Annotated in this window: 14 protein-coding genes; 6 read left to right on the top strand and 8 right to left on the bottom strand. The window is 63.2% G+C overall.

Translation table 11 applies throughout. From position 1 onward, the window contains the following. Positions 1–2: 2 nt before the first annotated feature. Positions 3–1,505, bottom strand: coding sequence for a bifunctional ADP-dependent NAD(P)H-hydrate dehydratase/NAD(P)H-hydrate epimerase (locus AB5Y47_RS13885; RefSeq protein ID WP_043152655.1), 1,503 nt, complete (start codon positions 1,503–1,505; stop codon positions 3–5). 99 nt (positions 1,506–1,604) lie between these two features. On the opposite strand from AB5Y47_RS13885, the gene queG reads away from it, so the two are divergent. Together queG and ppgK are read left to right on the top strand one after the other, a co-directional pair. Further along, a complete protein-coding gene (gene queG, locus AB5Y47_RS13880) occupies positions 1,605–2,759 on the top strand; it encodes a tRNA epoxyqueuosine(34) reductase QueG (RefSeq protein WP_043152555.1) in 1,155 nt (384 codons plus the stop codon). An 83-nt stretch (positions 2,760–2,842) separates the two neighbouring features. Then, on the top strand, positions 2,843–3,586 hold the full coding sequence (gene ppgK / locus AB5Y47_RS13875; RefSeq protein ID WP_010673187.1) for a polyphosphate--glucose phosphotransferase: 744 nt from the start codon (positions 2,843–2,845) through the stop codon (positions 3,584–3,586). 52 nt (positions 3,587–3,638) lie between these two features. Here the strand turns inward: ppgK and AB5Y47_RS13870 are convergent, their stop codons facing one another. After that, positions 3,639–4,094 (bottom strand): hypothetical protein, encoded by a 456-nt coding sequence (locus tag AB5Y47_RS13870; RefSeq protein WP_253585488.1) that lies wholly within the window; start codon positions 4,092–4,094, stop codon positions 3,639–3,641. 472 nt (positions 4,095–4,566) lie between these two features. Here AB5Y47_RS13870 and metN point away from each other — a divergent pair, with 472 nt between their 5' ends. From metN to rfaH, 4 genes are all read left to right on the top strand, one after another. Beyond that, positions 4,567–5,610 carry a methionine ABC transporter ATP-binding protein MetN gene (metN, locus tag AB5Y47_RS13865; protein ID WP_045523782.1) on the top strand — a complete coding sequence of 348 codons (1,044 nt, stop codon included), beginning with the start codon at positions 4,567–4,569 and terminating at the stop codon, positions 5,608–5,610. Continuing rightward, on the top strand, positions 5,591–6,244 hold the full coding sequence (locus AB5Y47_RS13860) for a methionine ABC transporter permease (protein ID WP_029313844.1): 654 nt from the start codon (positions 5,591–5,593) through the stop codon (positions 6,242–6,244). The genes metN and AB5Y47_RS13860 overlap by 20 nt, the downstream gene beginning before the upstream one ends. Before the next feature lie 26 nt (positions 6,245–6,270). After that, the gene (gene metQ, locus AB5Y47_RS13855; protein WP_041211129.1) at positions 6,271–7,071 is read left to right on the top strand and encodes a methionine ABC transporter substrate-binding lipoprotein MetQ; all 801 of its coding nucleotides are present in this window, start codon (positions 6,271–6,273) and stop codon (positions 7,069–7,071) included. Positions 7,072–7,168: 97 nt separating this feature from the next. After that, positions 7,169–7,669, top strand: coding sequence for a transcription/translation regulatory transformer protein RfaH (gene rfaH / locus AB5Y47_RS13850; protein ID WP_010673182.1), 501 nt, complete (start codon positions 7,169–7,171; stop codon positions 7,667–7,669). A 167-nt stretch (positions 7,670–7,836) separates the two neighbouring features. Here rfaH and AB5Y47_RS13845 read toward each other — a convergent pair whose 3' ends face one another. The 6 genes from AB5Y47_RS13845 to arcB all read right to left on the bottom strand — a co-directional run bounded on the left by AB5Y47_RS13845 (position 7,837) and on the right by arcB (position 19,689). Beyond that, a complete protein-coding gene (locus tag AB5Y47_RS13845; RefSeq protein WP_368220315.1) occupies positions 7,837–9,813 on the bottom strand; it encodes a methyl-accepting chemotaxis protein in 1,977 nt (658 codons plus the stop codon). Between the two features lie 37 nt (positions 9,814–9,850). Beyond that, positions 9,851–11,062, bottom strand: coding sequence for an EAL domain-containing protein (locus tag AB5Y47_RS13840; RefSeq protein ID WP_041214588.1), 1,212 nt, complete (start codon positions 11,060–11,062; stop codon positions 9,851–9,853). Continuing rightward, positions 11,055–15,329, bottom strand: coding sequence for a transporter substrate-binding domain-containing protein (locus AB5Y47_RS13835; protein WP_368220314.1), 4,275 nt, complete (start codon positions 15,327–15,329; stop codon positions 11,055–11,057). The genes AB5Y47_RS13840 and AB5Y47_RS13835 overlap by 8 nt, the downstream gene beginning before the upstream one ends. A gap of 144 nt (positions 15,330–15,473) precedes the next feature. Next, entirely contained in the window at positions 15,474–15,677 is a 204-nt protein-coding gene (locus AB5Y47_RS13830) for a hypothetical protein (protein ID WP_041211124.1), read from the bottom strand. 293 nt (positions 15,678–15,970) lie between these two features. After that, entirely contained in the window at positions 15,971–17,347 is a 1,377-nt protein-coding gene (dgt, locus tag AB5Y47_RS13825; RefSeq protein WP_069651844.1) for a dGTPase, read from the bottom strand. A 29-nt stretch (positions 17,348–17,376) separates the two neighbouring features. Continuing rightward, positions 17,377–19,689: an aerobic respiration two-component sensor histidine kinase ArcB gene (gene arcB, locus AB5Y47_RS13820; RefSeq protein WP_045523789.1), complete on the bottom strand. Its 2,313-nt coding sequence runs from the start codon at positions 19,687–19,689 to the stop codon at positions 17,377–17,379. Positions 19,690–19,779: the final 90 nt, after the last annotated feature.

Below are 19,779 nucleotides of genomic sequence, written 5' to 3'. Positions count from 1 at the left end.
TGTTACTGTGTCGGATTGACCAGACGACGGATCCAGGGCAGCAGATCCGATGCCAGCATGCCCCTCTCACCCTCGGCGGCGGCCAGATCGGCGGCCTCTGCGTGGATCACGGCCCCGAGTCGGGTGGCCATGCCCGCAGACCAGCCCTGAGCCAGGAGGGCGGCGATTATACCAGACAAGAGGTCACCCATGCCGCCACTGGCCATGCCGGGGTTGCCCTCGTCGCACAGGGAAATGCGCCTGCCGTCGCAGATGAGCGACCCCGCCCCCTTGAGCAGCACCACGCCACCGTAGCGCTGTTGCAGCCGCGAGACGGCCGCAAACCTGTCCCCCTCGACCTCGGCGATGGTGCAGCCCAGCAGGCGAGCCGCCTCCCCGGGGTGGGGCGTGAGCACCCAATTATCCTGATGACGGGGGGCCTGCGCCAGCCAATTCAATCCATCGGCGTCCAATACCAGTGGCACGGCGGCTCCGATGCCCTGTTCGAACCGGGCCCGGCCCCACCCATCCTGACCGAGCCCGGGGCCCAGTACCTGCACCGATGCCCACCCTTCATCCATGTCCGCCGGGCATCCCATCAGCTCGGGTTGAACCAGGCTGGCCGCCGGGCAATCCGGGTGCTGGCGCAGGCGTACCAATCCCGCCCCCGCCCGCAGACAGGCCTGACCCGCCAGCAGGATCGCTCCCTGCATGCCGAGGTTCCCCCCCGTCAGCAGTACCTTGCCGCTGTGTCCCTTGTGAGCCGAGCGCCTGCGCGGGGTCAGCAACCCCTTGAGGCTGGGATAATCGATCCGCTCGGCAGCGGGAACCCGTTCCTCCCCCGGCGTCACTCCCAGGGGATCCCGGTCGAGGTGGCCGACTCCGTCTACCCCGTCGGCGGTGAGCATGCCCTGCTTGATGCCGATGAAAGTGAGGGTGCGGGTGGCACGCACCAGTGCGCCCATGGCGCGGCCGGTGTCGGCATGGAGACCGGAGGGGAGATCCACCGCCAGCACGGGCGCGTTCAAGCCATTGATTGTTGCGACGATCTTTGTCATTGACGAGGAGAGGGGAAGCTGGACGCCGGTACCGAGCAGTGCGTCTATGACCAGATCCGGCGGCGGCAGCGTGGCGGGCAGCAGATCCTCGGCCATGGTCACGCTCCCCCCCGATGCGAGCCACTCTTCGGCAGCCCGCCTGGCATCTCCCCTCAGCAGGCCGGGAGCCCGGGCGGCAATCACCAAAGGCTCGAGGCCGATGCGCCGGGCAAGGCGGGCCAGCACGTAGCCGTCCCCGCCGTTGTTGCCAGGGCCGACGAAGATCCACCACTGACGGCTGTCGGGCCAGTGGTGACAGGCATAGTTGCACAGCGCAGTCCCGGCCCGCTCCATCAGCACATAGAGGGGAAGCCCCTCCTGCTCGGCCCAGCGCCGTTCCATGCTGCGGATCTGCTCGGCCCGCCACAGGGGTTGTGCTAGACTCTCCCACTCATTTTTGCGGATAGCGTCCCCGAACACCTCTACCATGACGGCCCCCACGTTTCATCATCCCATGACCCGGCAACTGGCACGCCATATTGCCGCCCTGCGCCTGCCACACTCCTGCAGGCAGAGGGGGGATGCTGCATGACGGCTGCCGAACTTGCGCAACTGGCCCACGATATCAAGCTCTGGGCAAGGGAGCTAGGATTTGACCAGGTCGGCATCGCCGACACCGATCTCACCCTGGAAGAGCCGAGGTTGCAGGCCTGGCTGGATGCCGGTTATCACGGGACCATGGACTACATGGCGCGCCACGGCATGATGAGGGCCCGCCCCCACGAGCTGTTGCCGGGCACCTTGCGGGTCATCTCGGTACGGATGAACTACCTCCCGTTCGAGGCGGGCTTTGCCGCCACCCTGCGCGATCCCACCCTCGGCTACATCAGCCGCTATGCCCTCGGCCGCGACTATCACAAGGTGCTGCGCAACCGGCTCAAGCAGTTGGGGGAGCGCATCGAGCTGCGGTGCGAAACCCTGTTGCGGGCGGCGGGACAAACCCTGGGCGAGTGGCGCCCCTTCGTCGACTCGGCCCCTATTCTGGAAAGGCCGCTGGCGGCCAAGGCCGGCCTTGGCTGGGTGGGCAAGCACTCGCTGCTGCTCAACGAGTCTGCCGGTTCCTTCTTCTTTCTGGGGGAATTGCTCATCGCCCTGCCGCTGCCCGTGGATGCCCCGGTGGAGAAGGAGCTGTGTGGCAAGTGCGTGGCCTGCATCAACATCTGCCCCACCGGTGCCATCATCGCCCCCTATGTGGTAGACGGACGGCGCTGCATCTCCTATCTCACCATTGAGAATGACGGCCCCATTCCCGAGGAGTTCAGGCCGCTCATGGGCAATCGCATCTATGGCTGTGACGACTGCCAGCTCATCTGCCCCTGGAACCGCTATGCCGATGCCAGCCCCGAACCCGATTTCAGCCCCCGTCCCGACCTGCATCGCCCTCCCCTGCTGGTGCTGTGGCGCTGGAGCGAGGCCGAATTTCTCAAGCACACGGAAGGCAGCCCCATCCGCCGCATCGGCTATCAGCGCTGGCGCCGCAACCTGGCGGTGGCCCTTGGCAACGGACCAGCCAGCAGCGAGGTCCTGGACGCCCTGCAACAGGCGCTGCCTGAAGCGGCGCCCATGGTGGCCGAGCATATCGAGTGGGCGCTGGCGACCCTGGCCAGGCGTCAGCAGGAAGAGAATAAAAAGACGCGATTGCTGATCCGCTGCATCGAAAAAGGTCTGCCGGATCACGCATAAGTGATCTGGCCCTTGCCGGATCGCAGCCATTTTTTCATGCTCTGCCGACCATTGAACATCGGCACAATAAAAGGAAGATTCTGATGCAGATGCTGGGAGTAGATATTGGGGGGTCCGGGATCAAGGGCTGCCTGGTCGACACCGAAACCGGGGAGCTGATTGGCGAACGCCACCGCATCGCCACACCGCAACCGGCAACCCCGGCCGCCGTGGCACACACCCTCAAGGCGCTGGTCGAGCACTTCCAATGGAAGGGGCCCGTGGGGTGCGGTTTTCCCGCCACCATCCACAACGGCATCGCCAAGAATGCCTCCAACATCGACAAGAGCTGGATTGAGACCGATGCCGCCCACCTGTTTGCCGATGTGACCGGCCTGCCCTGCCATGTCCTGAACGACGCCGATGCGGCCGGTCTGGCGGAGATGCGCTTTGGCACCGGGCAGGATCGCCAGGGGGTCATCATTCTCATCACCGTCGGCACCGGCATCGGTACCGCCGTCTTCGTCAATGGCCAGTTGCTGCCCAATACCGAACTGGGTCACCTGATGCTGGAAGGCATGGTGGCCGAACACTATTGCTCCGATGCGGTGCGCAAGCGCGAGGATCTTTCCTGGGGCCGCTGGGGCAAACGTTTCAACAAATACCTGGCTCGCCTGGAGTTTCTGTTCTCCCCCGACCTCTTCATCCTGGGGGGCGGCAGCGCCGCCAAGCTCGACAAGTTCATCGACAAGATTGAGACCCGGGCTCCCCTGGTGGCGGCCGCGAACCTCAACCAGGCCGGCATCATAGGCGCCGCCCTCTATGGCGCGGCCCGGCAAGGGGGCTGACCGCCAGCAACATCAGAAGACCCGGCCCGTGCCGGGTCTCTCTCATCCGGGCTCAGAGATCGTCGAGGCGATGAGCACCGTGTACCAGACGGGTCAGGCGGGATTGGGCCATGGAGGCCAGGGCTTTCAGCAGCGCCGCCGTGTCGGGCGTGGGGCACTCCCGGGCCAGACGTTCCAGCTCGCCGATGAGCCTCTCCTCCTGGCGTGACACCAGGGCCACTATCTCCGCGGGCTGGGTTGTGGCGGGCAGCGCCAGACGCTCCCCCTCGGCCAGCAGATCCTCGCCAAATCCCTGATCCAGCCAGGTCTCCTTCACCGCGCTTCCCATCTGCTCGCGATAATCGTGCAGATGAGCCGCCGCGGCATCCTCCCGCCCTTGCAGATAGGCCAGCAACATTCTGCTGCGCTCAGCATCCACCCGGGGGATCTGGCGCCCGTAAATGTGCCCTTGCCGATGATGAAGCTCCTCGAGATAGAGCATCAGGTCCTTGATCTGTTGGAATCGCATCTCGCCTCCCTCCTGGCATCCACCTGCAGCCAGTATAGGGAGCTGGCATGTCGACACGGCCACAAACTGGTCATTTATTGTTCTGCATCAAGGAGATGGAAAAGAAAGCAGGAAAAGAGACGGCAGGAGGAAGGGGAAACCGGCAGCGAGACTGCCCGGACAACCGGGCACCTTGTCCGAAGGGGAGGCATCAAATCGACGACATAAAAGATATTTACCAGCTTATATTCGGACTAGAGTCATCAAATCGGAATCTAATATTGATGCTGGTGGTGATACCTCCACACCATAGTCAAATGGCGGGAATCCTTATCCATTTTTTAGACGTCTAGACGTAAAAACATGCGTTGACACAGCCATCCGGACATCTTAGCATCATCCTCCATGATGACAGAGCTACCCAGTGAAACCTCTGCCCAATTTACCCGCCTGTAGCGCCCTGTGCTTTAAGGCTGTTAGCACGGAAGAATCCATGATTAAGTTGATCGGTCTCAACAAAGTCTACGGTAAAGGCAGTGATGCCGTGCACGCCCTGCGTGACGTGAGCCTGCATGTGCCCCAAGGCAAGATCTTCGGGGTGATCGGTGCCTCCGGTGCCGGCAAGAGTACCCTCATCCGCTGCGTCAACCTGCTGGAGCGCCCCACCGAGGGGCAGGTCATCGTCGATGGCCAGGACCTGGTCGCCCTCAGCGAGCGGGATCTGACTCAGGCTCGCCGCCAGATCGGCATGATCTTCCAGCACTTCAACCTGCTGGCCTCTCGCACCGTCTCCGCCAACATCGCCTTCCCGCTGGAACTGGCGGGCTGGAGCAAGGACAAGATCCAGAGCCGGGTCAGCGAACTGCTGGCCCTGGTCGGGCTGGAAGCCCGTGCCCACGCCTATCCGTCCGAGCTCTCCGGCGGGCAGAAGCAGCGCGTCGCCATCGCCCGCGCCCTGGCACCGGCTCCCAAGGTCCTGCTGTGTGACGAGGCCACCTCGGCCCTCGACCCGCAGACCACCCGCTCGATCCTGACCCTGCTCAAGGAGATCAACGCCAAGCTGGGGCTCACCATACTGCTCATCACCCACGAAATGGACGTGGTGAAGGGGATCTGCGACGAAGTGGCCATCATCAGCGACGGCCGTCTCATCGAGCAGGGGGAAGTGGCCTGGTTCTTCAGCAATGCCAAGACCCAGCTGGCACGGGATTTCATCCACTCCACCATCCACCTGGAAGTGCCTCAGGAGTATCAGGATCGGATGAGTAGCGACCGGGTGCCCGGCAGCTATCCCCTGGTGAAGCTCGGCTTTACCGGTACCACGGTGGATTCGCCGCTGATTTCCGAGGCGAGCCGCCGTTTCAACATCGACATCAGCATCCTGAGCGCAGACATCGAATACGCCGGTGGCGTCAAGTTCGGCTTCCTGCTGGCGGAACTGTTCGGGGACGAGGCCCAGTGCGAGGCCACCCAGCAGTTCCTCATCGACAACCACATTCAGCTGGAGGTAATGGGTTATGTCCGAAGCAATGATTAATCTGCTGATTTCGGCTCTGGGCGACACCCTCATCATGGTGTTTGCCTCCGCCCTGTTCGGCTGCCTGCTCGGCCTGCCGCTCGGCGTGGCGCTGCACGTGACCAAGGCGGGCCAGATCCTGGCCAATCCGCTGCTCAACAAGGTCCTGGGCGTCATCGTCAACGTCGGTCGCTCGGTGCCTTTCATCATTCTGCTGGTCGCCATCATTCCGTTGACCCGCTTCATCGTCGGCACCAGCATCGGCACCATCGCCGCCATCGTGCCGCTGACCGTGGGTTGCATTCCCTTCATCGCCCGCCTGGTGGAAGGGGCCCTGATGGAGGTGCCTGACGGCCTGCTGGAAGCGGCCAAGGCCATGGGGGCCAAGCCCCTGCAAATCATCGCCAAGGTGCTGCTGCCCGAGGCCCTGCCGGGGATCCTCAACAGCGTCATCATCACCCTCGTCACCCTGGTGAACTACTCCGCCATGGCAGGTGCCATCGGAGGCGGTGGTCTCGGTGATGTGGGTATTCGCTACGGCTACCAGCGTTTCGATCCCACCGTCATGCTGGTCACCGTGGTCATTCTGGTGGTGCTGGTTCAACTCATCCAGAGCGCGGGTGAGCGCCTGGTCAAACAATGTGATCATCGTTAATCGTCGATTTCTGACAGGAGGTTTTTATGAAATTGGGCATCAAATCCGCAGCAGCTGCGCTGCTGGCAACCCTGGTACTGGTCGGTTGCGGCCAGAAGGAAGAGAACAAGACCCTGAAGGTGGGCGCCATCGCCGGTCCCGAGACCGAGCTGGTTGAGACCGCGGCCAAGGTGGCCAAGGAAAAATACGGCCTGACCGTCGAAGTGGTCACCTTCTCCGACTACGTCACCCCGAACGTGGCCCTGAACGACGGCAGCGTCGACGTCAACGCCTTCCAGCACAAACCCTACCTGGATGCCCAGATCCGTGATCGCGGCTTCAAGCTGGTGCCGGTCGGCAACACCTTCGTCTACCCGATCGCCGGTTACTCCAAGAAGGTCAAGGCCCTGTCCGAGCTGAAAGACGGTGCCCAGATCGCGGTGCCGAACGATCCGACCAACCTGGGTCGTTCCCTGATCCTGCTGGAGAAGCAGGGCCTGCTGACGCTTAAAGAGGGTGCCGGTCTGGAAGCGACCGTACTGGACATCGCCAGCAACCCGCGCAACTTCAAGATCGTCGAGCTGGAAGCCGCACAACTGCCGCGCTCCCTGGAAGATGTGGATCTGGCCATCATCAACAACACCTTCGCCGGTCAGATTGGTCTGACCCCGACCGAGAACGGCCTGTTTGTCGAAGACAAGGAGTCCCCCTACGTCAACCTGATCGTTGCTCGCGAGAACAACAAGGACGACGAGAAGGTCAAGGAGTTCGTCCAGTCCTTCCAGACCGACGAGGTCTTCAAGAAGGGGACCGAGCTGTTCAAGGGCGGTCTGGTGAAAGGTTGGTAATCACTCACTCTGGAAAAAAGGCCACGTCAAGCGTGGCCTTTTTTTTTACCCCCGTTATGATAGCCGCAAGCACGGCAACACGAAAAACAGAACAACAATGAAGAAATGGTATCTGGCCTACTGCAAACCCAAGGAAGAGGCCCGCGCCCGCGCCCACCTGGCAGCCCAGGGCGTTGAATCCTATTACCCCATGGTCGAGATTGAAAAACTGCGGCGAGGCAAGCGCGTGCCCCAGCGCGAGCCCATGTTCCCCAACTATCTCTTCATCTACGTGGATCTGGAAGAGGTCACCCCGGTCACCCTGAAATCGACCCGGGGAATCAGTCGCATCATCCACTTCGGCAAGGAGTGGACCCCCGTCAGCAGCCAGCTGATCTACCGGCTCATGAGCCGGGACGACAGCGACGAGGCGCGCGCCAGCTATGCCCGTCTGCCGACCCAGGGAGACAAGGTACTTATCGAATCCGGTCCCCTCGCCGGGTTTGAAGCCATCTATCTGGAGCCGGATGGCGAAAAGCGGGCCATCCTGCTGGTCAACCTGCTCAACCAGGAGACCTGCAGCAGCTTCGAAAACCAGGCCTTCCGCCGCCTGGAGTGAACCGTCCTGTCGGCAGAAAGAGACACAGGGCAGTACACAAGACACCATCCCCCTGCTTCCGAACGGTCAGGACCGCTCCTGCGTCGTGCATCCTTCCACCACCAGGTTTTCGGGCCGAAAAAAACGGGGCAGACCCAGAGGTCTGCCCCGTTTTTCTCTCCCTTGCGTCAGGCATCCAGTTCGAAGCGGCTGATGGCCGATGTCAGTCTCCCGGTCTCCCGGGTCAGGCGGGCGGCGATCTGCTCCCCCTGCTGGCCATGCTCGCTGGACTGATGGCTGAGCCCGGCAATCTCCTCCACCGTGCCCGCCACCTCCTGCGCCGCCCTTGACTGCTGCTCGGTGGCGGTGGCGATGGCGGCAAGCTGGCCGCTGAGATCCTGCACCAGCGTCGCCATCGACTCCAGGGTCTCGGTCACCGAGGCCACGGCGCCGCGCCCCTGCTCCACCAGCAGGGTACCGCTGCCCACGGTATCCGCGGTCTCCCGGGTCTGCTGCTGGATGCTGGCAATGGTCTGGTTGATCTCCATGGTCGATGCGCTGGTGCGGCTGGCCAACTGCCTCACTTCATCGGCCACCACGGCAAATCCCCGTCCCTGCTCACCGGCCCGCGCCGCCTCGATGGCCGCATTGAGTGCCAGCAGGTTGGTCTGCTCGGCGATGGTGGCGATCACTTCGGTGACCCTCCCCACCTGCTCGCTCTGGCTGCTGAGCTGCGTCATCGCCTGGTTTGCCTTGGCAATCATGGCACCAATCTGCGCCATGGTGGTCCCCATGCGGGCGAGGGCCTGCTCTCCCTCCCTTGCCTGTTGCTCGGTCTGGCGAGCCGCTCCCGCCGCGTCCGCAATGTTGCCCGCCACATCCCGGGTACTGACCGACATCTGCTCGATGGCGGCTGCCACCGCATCGAGCCGCTGATTCTGGCTCGCCAGATCATCCACGATGGCATTGGTGGTCTGGCCCACCTCGCGGCCAGCCCCTTCCACCTGACCGACCGCCCCCTGGATCTCCCCCACCAGCTCGCGCAACTGTGCCGACATCCGGTTGATGGAGCCCGTGAGCCCTCCCAGCTCATCCTGACGAAGCACGGGCAAGGGGGTGACGGGGAGGCGGCCATCGGCCACCAGGCCCGCCCGTTTCACCAGGCTGGCGATGTCCCGGGTCAGGCGCCGGCTGAACAGCAGGGCCACCAGGGTGCCCAGCAGGATGACGCTGGTGGTGGCCAGCAGCAGGGTGCGGTGAATGGTCTGACTGGCGGCCGCCATCTCCCCCGCCATCTTGTCCACCTCGGCACGGGTATGGGTCACCTGGGTCGCCAGCTGATCCGCCAGCCGGGTCAGGGCGGGCTCTATCTCGGTGGCCATCAGGTGGTTGGCCCTGTCCCAGTCCGGGGCCTGACGCTTCTCGATCACCTGGCCGACCAGCTCGGCAAAGGGGGCTGACATCTCTTCAAAGAGCGTCCAGAGCCCCTTTTGTGCCTCGGTGAAGTTGGCCTCTTGCTGCTTCAGCTCGGCCACCCGCTGCTGGTGGAACTGGTAGTAGTCCCGGTACTTGTCCAGGTACTCCTTCTCCCCCGAGATGAGGAAATCCCGCAGGGCGGAGAGCGCATTGCCCAGGCTGTTGTAGGCATCCCCCACCTGCTTGAGCAGCAGGCGCCTGTCACCGGGCAACGTCGCCTGGGGCGTTGCCACCTCTTCATTGGCAAAAGACTGCAACTGATCGAGGGCCGACTCCGCCAGGGGGCCGGCCTCCAGCAGCATCAGGGTGTGGGCGGGCAGGTTCTCTTCGGTGTGAGCCAGGGCCCACACCTGTGACTGTGCCCCCTTGAAATCCTTGAGTGCCCGGGTCAGGTCGGGGGTGAAACGCTGGCGATCGATGGCGTGCCAGGCCTCTTCCCACTCCTGCTTGATGCGATCACCCTGTGCCGGATCCTTGCCGAGGATGAGATAGGCCCGCAGGGATGAAACGGTGGCAATCAGGGCTTTCTGGCTCGCCTCGTCCCGCTGCAGGGCGGGCAGGGCCTGGGCCAGCAAGGCATCTTGCGAGCCTTCGATCCGGCCGAGCTGATGATAGACAAGGGCGGAGGAGAGAATGATGAGCAGGTTGATAAAACAGAAGCTCAACAACAACTTGCTTGATATTTTCATGGCCATCCTTGGAATTCGTCGGGCATCCTGCCCGGGATTAGCGTCTGATGAGCGCGGGCAAACGAGCCTGCCAACCCTGATGCCATCCCATCAGCTCCTCGCGGGGCATGGGACGGGCGGAGAAGAAGCCCTGGCATTGATCGCACCCCAGCTTCGCCAGCAATTGCCAGGTCGCCTCATCTTCGACCCCCTCGGCCACCGATTTCAAGCCCAACTTGCGAGCCAGCTCGATGCTGGACTCGATGATGGCTAGGCGAGAGGGATCTTCATAGCAGCGATCCACGAAGGATCTGTCCAGTTTCAACTCGGTAAAGGGGAGCAGGGCGAGCTGCTGCATGGAGGAGTAGCCGGTCCCGAAATCATCGATGGAGAGACCAAAACCGTGCATCCGCAAGCGGGTCAGCACCTCCAGCGACTTGCCGAGATCCTTGACGAAGGCGCTCTCGGTCACTTCGAGGGTGATGAGCTCGGGGTTGATGCTCCAGCGCTGGCAGTGGCTGAGCAGGGTGTTGCACAGATCCCCCTCGATGAGGGAGGTGGTGGAGAGGTTCATCGACAGGTTCAGGGAGAGCCCGGTCTTCTCCCACAGGTGGCCGTCCCGCAGCGCCTTGCCGATGATCACCTCGGTGAGCGGGTCGATGAGCCCGTTGTGCTCCGCCAGCGGAATGAAACGGGCCGGCGAGATGAGGCCATATTCGGGGTGCTGCCAGCGGGCAAGCGCCTCCATGCCGAGCCACTCCCCGTTGTGAAAACCCACCTTGGGTTGATACCAGGGCAGCAACTGGTCCTGATCCAGCGCCCGGCGCAGCTCATCCAGGGTCAGGTGATAACCATCCTCTTCCTGGCTGCGCACCTGCTGGGGCCGCCAGGCACCGATGAGCTGCGCGATCTGCTGGGGAGACGCGGGTTTCTCGATGCGCCCCAGCACCTGCAGGCCATAGGCCCGGCTCATGCGCAGCACGGCATCGACCACGTCATCCTCCAGGGCGCTGCACAGCACAATGCCGCCGCGGAACCCGCCAAGGGAGAGGCGGCGCAGCAGCGCCATGCCATCCATGCCCGGCATGCGCAGATCGCAGAACAGGATGTCGACCCTGTGGTGCTGGCACTGTGCCAGCGCCTCCTCCCCGTCCTGCGCCTCCAGCAGGTTGCCGTAGCCCAGTCCGCGGATCTGGTGCATCAGGGCCTTGCGCTGGAAGTTGTGATCCTCCACCACCATGATCGCCAACTCATGCCGTGCGCTATTCATCGAGCCATAACCCCGTTTCACCTCTGATAGAGTCCATCAATGCCTGTACCGCCCTGGCCAGGTCATCGAGCTTGTCCAGTTGTTTCAATCTGGCCGCCGCCTCCAGCCGGGCCGCCTCCTCTGCCAATGCCTGCTGTCCTACCATGCGCGCGGCCCCCTTGATGCGATGTGCCGTCTCCACCAGCGCCTGGGTATCCTGGCTGGCCAGCGCCAGCCTCATGTCCTCGCCATCCTGCTCGTTGGCTTCCAGATATTCGCTGGCCATGCTGCGAGCCACCGCCTCATCCCCGAACAGGGTCAACCAGCTTATGCCTGGCAGCTGAACCCTGGCTTGCCGGGGCGCCTCCGAGGCGAGCTGTTCTTCCTGAGTCGGCAACCAGCGTCCCAGGGTCTGGCTCAGGGCATCCAGGCTGTAGGGCTTGAACAGCATGTCGTTCATGCCGGCATCACGCATCTGCTGGCTCGCCTCCTCAGAGGTATCGGCCGTCACCCCGATAATGGGAGCACTGTCCCCGGCATCCCGCAAGGCTCGCGTGAGGGCATAGCCATCCATCACCGGCATGTGGCAGTCGGTCAGCAGCAGGGCGAAATCCTGCCCCTGCCAGGCGCGCAGCGCCTCCTCGCCATCTTCCACCACCTCGGATTCGAGCCCCAGGATAGCGAGCTGCCTCGTCAGCAATGCCCGGTTGACGGGGTGATCATCGGCCACCAGCACCCGCCCCCTGAGCTTCTCCCCCTCCATCCCCTTCGACTGGCTCGCCTGCTGGTTGAACAGTGACTGGCAGGTTTCCAGCAACAAATCGGGGTAGAGAGGCGATTGTCCCAGTCGCCACCAGGCGTCGCCCCCCATGCGCCCCCGCAGGGCCTCATGGGGAGAGAGTACTATGCCCTTGAGGTTCGAACGCTGCAAACAGGCCAGCCAGTCACTGCCAAGGGCCTGTTCCAGGTGATTCTCCTGCGCCAGCAGATGCCCCTCGAGGGGCTGCTGCCAATGGTGTGCCTCCATGCGTACCAGTCTGGCGCCCAGCCTGGCCATCACCGATTCCAGCCCCTCATCCTCCCCAAACCACCACCATACCTGACCGGTCAGGGGCGGCGCTTCCCACTGGCACTCGGCCAGGGGCAGCGTGAAGGTCACGCAGGTGCCCATTCCGGGGGTACTTTCCAGGGTCAGGCTCCCCCCCATTTTTTGGGTGAGTTGATGACAGATGGCAAGCCCAAGCCCGGTGCCGCCAAACCGGCGATTGGTGTCGGACTCCACCTGCTTGAACGGGATGAAGAGGGTGCGCTGCTGCTCCAGGGCGATGCCGATCCCGGTATCCCGGACCCGGAAGGCCAGCCGGTCGTCTTCATAATCCACCTGGATGGCGATCGCCCCTGCCTCGGTGAACTTCACCGCGTTGTTCAACAGATTGGAGATCACCTGCCCCACCCTTATCCCGTCGATGCAGGCCAGATCCGGCACCGTCTTCCCCCACCGCAGCGTCACGTTGAGCCCCTTGCCATAGGCCAGGGCCGCATGTCCCCGGATGACATCGCAAATCACCGAGGTCAGGCGGCAGTGATGGGGGTGCAGTTGCAACTGCCCGGCTTCCATCTTGGAGAAGTCCAGGATGTCGTTCACCAGATAGAGCAGATGGTTGGTGGAGGTCGAGATATTGCGCAACATGTAGCGCTGATCGTCGTCCAGCGCGCTCATTTGCAGCAGCTCCAGCATGCCGTGCATGCCGGAGATGGGAGTGCGAAGCTCATGACTCATGGTGGCGAGGAAGCGGCTGCGCGCCTGGGTCGCCTCCTCCGCCACCCGCCTGGCCTGACGCAGCTCCAGCTCCTGGCGCTTGAGCTTGGTGATGTCCTGCACCACGCCGTTCAATATGACCCCTTCAAGCCCCTCATGGTGAACGAAATGACCACGGATCTGCAAATAGCCCGCCTCCCCCTGGCGCCGGATCTCCACCTCGAGATCCAGCGGCTGCATGCTCAGGGCATGACGATCCACCGTGGCCACGAAGTCCTCGTGCGCCTTGCCTGTCAGCCCCAGGATGGAGGCACCGGTGACCGCCATGCCGACCAGGTCCTCTTCGACCCCCACCATCTCCCTGACCCCTTGCGAGGTGTAGAGGAAGTGCCCCTTGCCCGGCCCAAGCCAGTGATACTGATAGACCAGACCCGGCATGCTGTCGGTGATCTGGGTCAGCCGGGTCTGCGCCTCCTGGGCCGCAAACCGCGCCTGCTCCAGCTCGGTCACGTCGGTCAGCACGGTCAAGATCCCGAGCCGCTTGTCATCGGGCCCCGCAAAGAGCCGCTTGGTGTAGATCATCTGGTGCAGGCGATCGTCATCAAACCGGATCTCGCCCCGTCCATGAAGCTCCTCTCCGCTCTCCCAGACGCTGGCATCCTCCTCCATCACCCTGGCACGGATCGACTCGGGCAATCGATCCTGGAGCAACCGCTCATAGGAGCCCGTCAGGTTCTCCCCGCCGAGGAACATCTGCCGATACGCCCGGTTCGTCATTGCCACTTCATAGCGCTCGTTGGTCAGCACCACCTGGTTGGGCAGGGCATCCAGCATCATCTGGACAAACACCAGCTGCTCCTCGAGCCGCCGCTCGGCCTCTCGCCGCTGGCTGATCTGGCGGCGCAACGTCCGGTTCCAGCCCATGAACAGCAAGAGGCAGAGCAGGAAGATGCCGCCGCCAAGGGAGGACCAGAGCAGCACCGTCTTCGGATCCAGTCCCGTCTGTATGGTCAGGGAGAGCCACTTTTTCTCCAGGGCGGAGAGCTCGTCGGGGGGAATGGCGATCAGCACCTTGGTGAGGATCTGCTGCAGCATGGGGTCCTGCAACTGGGTCGCCATGGCGATGGGTACCCGCAGGTCGCTGCCGGAGAAGACCACCTGGTAGCGGTCGCTGAATCCCTTTTGCAGCGACTGCTCCAGGGTGGTGGTGCTCATCAGCACATAGTCGACCTTCTGCTGGTCCAGCAGGGGCAGCAATTCGGCATCGCTGGCCACCGGCACGGCGATGGCCCCCACCTCGTTCAGCAAGACCTGCTCCACCGAGCCCCCTACCATGCCCACCCTGTGCCCTTTCAGTGCTCTGGCGGCGGTGAGCTCGGCCATCCCCTGCCTCGCCACGACCACCCGGTTGATCGACGCGTAGTTGGGGGTAAACCGGGCAAACTGCTGACGCTCCGCGGTGGGAGTCATGGCCGGGATGAGATCCAGCTTGCGATCCTGGAAGAGCGCCATGCTCTGGGCCCAGCTCCGGGTCGGCACCAGGGTGAACTGGAGCCCGGCACGCTGGCTCATCAGTGTCAGCAGATCGGCAATGAGCCCCTTGAGCCGCCCCCTGTCGTCCACCTCGCTCATCCCGGGCCAATCCGGGGCAACCCCGTAGCGGATGACCGGATGTGCTTGCAACCACGCCTGCTCCTGCGGATTGAAGACGATCTCCCTGCTCCTTTTCACCAGGGCATAGTCGAGGATGTCCCCCGCCTCCAGAATGGCGCGACGCTCCAAGGGAGAGATATCCTCGAGGGCCCGCTCCAGCAGTCCCTGCAAGACATTATTCCTGGGCGCCACGGCCATGGCGAGGGAGGTATCCCTCATCCAGTCGATCCTGGCCAGCGCCATGCCCGCCATGGCTTGCAGCCGGTTCAGCATGGGCAACTCGGCCAGGTAGGCATCCGCCTTGCCCTCCTTGAGCATGAAGATCGCCTCGTCCCGGCTGTCGGCCGTGATCAGGTTCGAGATCCCCAGGCGCAGCAGCTCATCGCAAGCGCTGACACCGAAGACGCAGACCCAGCGCACCCCATAGGCCTCTTCCAGAGAGAGGCTCTCCCGCCCCCCCGTCAACAGCACGGCCCGGGGCAGTGCCATCAGCTCGGAGGTAAATTGCATCTGCAGGGTGCGGGTCGGGCTCGGAGCCACCCCGATCAACATGTCGACCTTGCCATCCAGCAAGGCCTGCTGGACCGCCGCATTGTTGGCATACGCACGGTAGCGAAGGCTCACTCCCAGCCTGGCTGCAATCTGGGAGGCGAACTCATCCAGGGGGCCGGTGAAGTTACCGCGCCCATCGGTATAGACATAGGGTGGCCAGGCCGCCGAAGGCATGCCGACGACCAGTTCATCATGGGTGGCAAGCCAGTGCAGTTCGTCCAGGGTGAAGTTGCTCTGGTCCAGTTGCGCCGGCGCAGCCGCAACCATCAGGCTCCAGAAAGCCAGACCACATAGCAGGATGAGACGACAGCAGCGGCGGAACATTATCAACTCCCATACGAAACGGAGGGGGATCATAGAGTGTTTGGCGCAATGTGCGACAACTAAATTGAGACAATTCTCATCAGGAAAGAAAAATGGCAGGCCCAGGCCTGCCATCCACCAGGTCGGGGGCCGGGCCCCCTCCCATCAGGTTATTCGGTTCCCGAGCCGGAAACCGGTTTGAAACTCCCGCTCACGGATGTGGGCGATCTGCACTTCCTTGCCTTCCAGCCCGATGTCTTTGAGCAGGGCAGGTGAAAGATGCAGGTAGCTGACGCGACGCTCCAGCCGGGTGATCCTTTTTTGAACCAGGGTCTCTACGTGGCGCAGCAGGGCGAGTTCGATAGACATAATATTCTCCAGTTGAACGTGCGGTTCCCCCGGAGAGAGGTGATCACCCTGCGGGACAACCGCGGGTGATGAAAAAAGCAGGTGTTACCTGTCCCCTCCACGCGGCAAATAAAGAGCACGAGTCTTCGCGCTGCCAGAGCAGCGATCGAACGCAACGTTGAACATGGAATGTTGCATGGTCGTCTCCTTACCGTGTGAAAGTTGAACAAGTTGCCGCAGTGTAAAAAAACACCGAATTTTACGCAATATCTCTCCCACCCATATGGGTGGAATGCGGCCAAAAAGAGGTTCAGTCAAATCCCTGACAACAGCCGGAACTCCTCCAGTGCATAGGTATCCGTCATGCCGCTCACATAATCGAGCAGCAGCCGCACCCGGTAGTACCACTCCTGCTCGCTCTCCTTTTCGAAACGGGGATCCCGGCTCGCCACCGCCAGCCGGTACGCCTTGAGGTGGCGGGCAGAGAGGCGGTGGAACAGCCGCCGGGCAAAGAAGAGCTCGCTCCCGCCGTTGCCTGCGAGCAGCCGCTCGAACTGGCTGGCGGGAAGGGCCAACAGGCAGGCGTAGGTGGAGAGCACCCCGCGCAGGGCGGCATAGCCTTCCAGCTCCAGCGCCTCCACCTCCGGGCGCATGAACACCAGCTCGCGAGCCACCCGCTTGAGGGTATCGAGTACCCGGGCTGCCGGAGCCTGACCGTGCAGCAGCGCCTGGGGATAGGCCCCGCTCAGGATCTGATCGTGCTCGGCCACATAGGTATGGGCGGCCAGCGCCACCAGATCCCGGGTCAGATGCTGGCGAAAATGGGGGAAGAACCCCCGACCGGAGGCAAGCGCCTCATCGAGCAGGTCGGCCATGTAACCGCCCTCGTCCGCCTCGCGCAGAGCTGCCAGTAGCTCGATCTGGGTGAGGATGCGCCTGTCCACCGCATCCTCGAGATCGGCGATGCAGTAAGAGATGTCGTCCGCCGCCTCCATGATGTAGACCAGCGGATGACGGCACCCCTCGGCCAGCCCCAGGCTCTGGCCGAGGGCACGATAGAGGGGTTGTTCGCTGAAGAAGATGCCGCGCTTGCTGGTCCAGCCGTGGTGCTGACCATAGCCCTGGGGATGGTGCAGGCCCGGCAGGGGCTGCTGCGGGTATTTGCACAGCGCCGCCAGCTGCCCCAGGGTGAGGTTCAGCTCGTGCAGGCTGTGTACCAGTCGCAGGCTCTGGGCATTGCCGTCAAACACCAGCAGATCCTGGCGAAGGGTTGCCCACTGGGGGCTCGGCAACTGGTCGTGGGCACGGGCGAAGAGGCCGTCCAGCTCCTGGGCAAGCCATTGACTCATCACCTGCTCGCCGAAATGGCCAAACGGCGGGTTGCCGACATCGTGCAACAGGCAGGACATCTCCACCAGATTGATGAAGGCCCCCTCGCAGACCACTCCGGCCGGCAGCGCCGCCAGGATGCGGCGACTGATCTGGCGACCGGTCTCCTGTACCTCCAACGAATGGGTGAGGCGGCTGCGCACCGAGGCTTTCACATCGAGCGGGAAGACCTGGGTCTTCTGCTGCAGGCGGCGCACCGGCGCCGCCTGCACGATGCGGGTGCGGTCCTGCTCCGTCGCCTCCAGCAGGTCTTCGTCTCCCCAGGGGTGAATGCGCTCGGGGGGGATCAAACGGTCATACATGTCGTGGCTCCTTGCCTGAGGCGTCGTGTCTACGAGAGCAGCCAGCGCCGCAGGCGGGCGATGTCACCCGGGTATTCCCGGCGCAGGGTTTCAATCCAGTCTTCCACGTTCTCCCACCAGGCGGGGTGCTCCGGGCTCTGGATAAGCTGGGCCGTCTGCTGCAACCGGCGCAGGCCGATGGAGCCCGCCGCCCCCTTGATCTTGTGGGCCTCCTCCACCACACCGGCCTGATCCCTGGCAATCATGTTGGAGTCGAGCACCGCCATGTAATCCGGCATCATCTTCTCGAACAGCTCGACGCTGGAGAGCAGCACCGGCTTGCCGACCGTGCTGGCGTAATCGGTGAGGAAGGGCAGATCCAGCAGGGCATCCTGATGGTGGACATCGTCCTGCTCGTCCGCCTCGTCCCCGGCAAGATCCGCAAACAGGTGGCCTATCACCTCCCGCACCGCCTTGGAGCCCAGCGGCTTGTTGATCACATCCTGCATGCCGTGATCCCGGTAGTACTGGCGATCGCCGGTGGCGTTGGCGGTGAGCGCCACCATGGGGGGCAAGCTGTCGCCGTAGCGCGCGAGCAGCTGCTCCGCCACATCGAACCCCGTCATGTCCGGCAGCTGGATGTCGAGCAGGATCAAGTCGAAATCATCCGGGTTGGCCATGGCCAGCGCCTCTGCACCATCCCGCGCCACCTTGACCTGATGGCCGAGCTTGTTCAGCAGGGCGCAGGCCACGGTCACGTTGAGCTCCACATCCTCCACCAGCAGGATGTCGAGGGAGGGCATCTCGGGCTCCGGGGCCGCGGCCCTGGGCTCGACGCAGTCCACCTCCAGCTCGGCGGTGAAGCAGGCGCCTTCGCCCGGGTCGCTGTCCACATAGAGTTGACCGCCCATGGCCTGCACCAGCTGGCGGGAGACCGCAAGACCGATGCCGGTGCCGGTGGCGTGCTTCTTGCCCTGCACCTGATAGTACATGGCGAAGATCTTCTCCTGCTGGGCGCGGGGAATGCCCACCCCGGTGTCTTCCACCTCGAAGTGCAGCGCCAGCTTGCCCGGTTCATCAGCGGCGTGGGCGAGACAGCGTATGGTGACGCCTCCTTCATCGGTGAACTTGACCGCATTGCCTACCAGGTTCCACAGCACCTGGCGCAGCCGGGTGCCGTCCGCCATCACGAACTGGGGCATGTCGCCGTCCCGGTCGAAGTGCAGATAGAGCCCCTTCTGCTCCGCCTGGATGCGCGACAGCGTCTCCAGCTCGTCGAGGAAGGCGGGCAAATCCAGCGGAGCCGGCGCAATCTCCAGCCGACGACGGTCGAGCTTGTCCAGATCGATGATGTCGTTGAAGATGTTGCCGAGCGTCACCGCGCTCAGGTGGATGGTCTTGAGCTGCTGCTGCTGTCTGGCATCGAGGGGCGTATCCATCAGCATCCGGCTCAGGCCGACGATGCCATTGAGCGGGGTGCGCAGCTCGTGGCTGATGGTGGAGATGAAGGTGGTCTTGTCCCGACTCGCCTTCTCCAGCTTGTCCTGGTACTGCTTGCGCTCAGTGATGTCGCGACCAAAGCCGAGCAGGCCGAGCCGCTTGCCGAAGCGGTCGAAGAAGGGCACCTTGCGCAGCTCGAAATAGGCCTTGCGGCCATCGGGATACTCCAGCCACTGCTCATAGGTGAGCGGCTCGTTCTGGGCGAAGACCTGCTTGTCGGTCTCCACCACCTTGCTGGCGATGTCGTGCTTGTAGACATCGAACGGGGTCAGGCCGATGAGTTCCGCTTCCACCTTGCCGGTGAGCTCCTCCATGGCGCGGTTGCAACCGGAAAACTGCTCGTCCTCGTTGCGGTAATAGACCAGATCGGGGGAGCAGTCGATGAAGGAGCGCAAGAGGGCGGTACGCTCCCCCAGATGCAACTGGGCCTTCTCCCGCTGGAACACTTCGTTTTCGAGATCCTCGATGGCTTGCTGGCGCAGGGTCTCGGCCCGGTTGGTCTCGGCGATCTGGGCATTGAGCCGGCTGATGTTCTCCTGCAACTGGCTGTTGAGCTCGAGATCCCGCTCGCGCATGTCTTGCAACTTGCGCACCATGCGGGTCAGCCGCTGGCGGGAGTCCTCCAGCTGATCCACCACGATGGAGAGAAAATAGACGGCCCAGGGGGTCACCAGCAGGCCGAAGAAGACAGAGCGCACCAGGTCGACGATGTCCACGGTGCCGCGCAAAAACAGGGTCACCCCCATCTGGATCGAAACGGCCAGCACTATGATGGCGGTGGCCAGGAACATGCTGAAGCGCACCAGTCCCAGCTTGGTCATCAGGTCGACGTAATATTGCGCCCAGGATTTGATCTGCTTCATCTCGTTGTTTTCTCCCCTTTTCTTGCGCAAACAGGATACCAGTACGGCGCCATGAACTCTTGTCCGTCGCGTATTCAATTATTGATTAAC

The organism is Aeromonas sp. R7-2 (assembly GCF_040908105.1).
GTDB lineage: Bacteria > Pseudomonadota > Gammaproteobacteria > Enterobacterales > Aeromonadaceae > Aeromonas > Aeromonas caviae.
The sequence above is the reverse complement of the archived record's forward strand: the minus strand, read 5'-3'. Positions and strand labels throughout refer to the sequence as shown.

Coding starts and splice junctions, on each gene's coding strand:
- AB5Y47_RS13885 (WP_043152655.1), bottom strand. CDS start 1,505: ATGGTAGAGGTGTTCGGGGACGCTATCCGCAAAAATGAGTGGGAGAGT.
- queG (WP_043152555.1), top strand. CDS start 1,605: ATGACGGCTGCCGAACTTGCGCAACTGGCCCACGATATCAAGCTCTGG.
- ppgK (WP_010673187.1), top strand. CDS start 2,843: ATGCAGATGCTGGGAGTAGATATTGGGGGGTCCGGGATCAAGGGCTGC.
- AB5Y47_RS13870 (WP_253585488.1), bottom strand. CDS start 4,094: ATGCGATTCCAACAGATCAAGGACCTGATGCTCTATCTCGAGGAGCTT.
- metN (WP_045523782.1), top strand. CDS start 4,567: ATGATTAAGTTGATCGGTCTCAACAAAGTCTACGGTAAAGGCAGTGAT.
- AB5Y47_RS13860 (WP_029313844.1), top strand. CDS start 5,591: ATGTCCGAAGCAATGATTAATCTGCTGATTTCGGCTCTGGGCGACACC.
- metQ (WP_041211129.1), top strand. CDS start 6,271: ATGAAATTGGGCATCAAATCCGCAGCAGCTGCGCTGCTGGCAACCCTG.
- rfaH (WP_010673182.1), top strand. CDS start 7,169: ATGAAGAAATGGTATCTGGCCTACTGCAAACCCAAGGAAGAGGCCCGC.
- AB5Y47_RS13845 (WP_368220315.1), bottom strand. CDS start 9,813: ATGAAAATATCAAGCAAGTTGTTGTTGAGCTTCTGTTTTATCAACCTG.
- AB5Y47_RS13840 (WP_041214588.1), bottom strand. CDS start 11,062: ATGAATAGCGCACGGCATGAGTTGGCGATCATGGTGGTGGAGGATCAC.
- AB5Y47_RS13835 (WP_368220314.1), bottom strand. CDS start 15,329: ATGTTCCGCCGCTGCTGTCGTCTCATCCTGCTATGTGGTCTGGCTTTC.
- AB5Y47_RS13830 (WP_041211124.1), bottom strand. CDS start 15,677: ATGTCTATCGAACTCGCCCTGCTGCGCCACGTAGAGACCCTGGTTCAA.
- dgt (WP_069651844.1), bottom strand. CDS start 17,347: ATGTATGACCGTTTGATCCCCCCCGAGCGCATTCACCCCTGGGGAGAC.
- arcB (WP_045523789.1), bottom strand. CDS start 19,689: ATGAAGCAGATCAAATCCTGGGCGCAATATTACGTCGACCTGATGACC.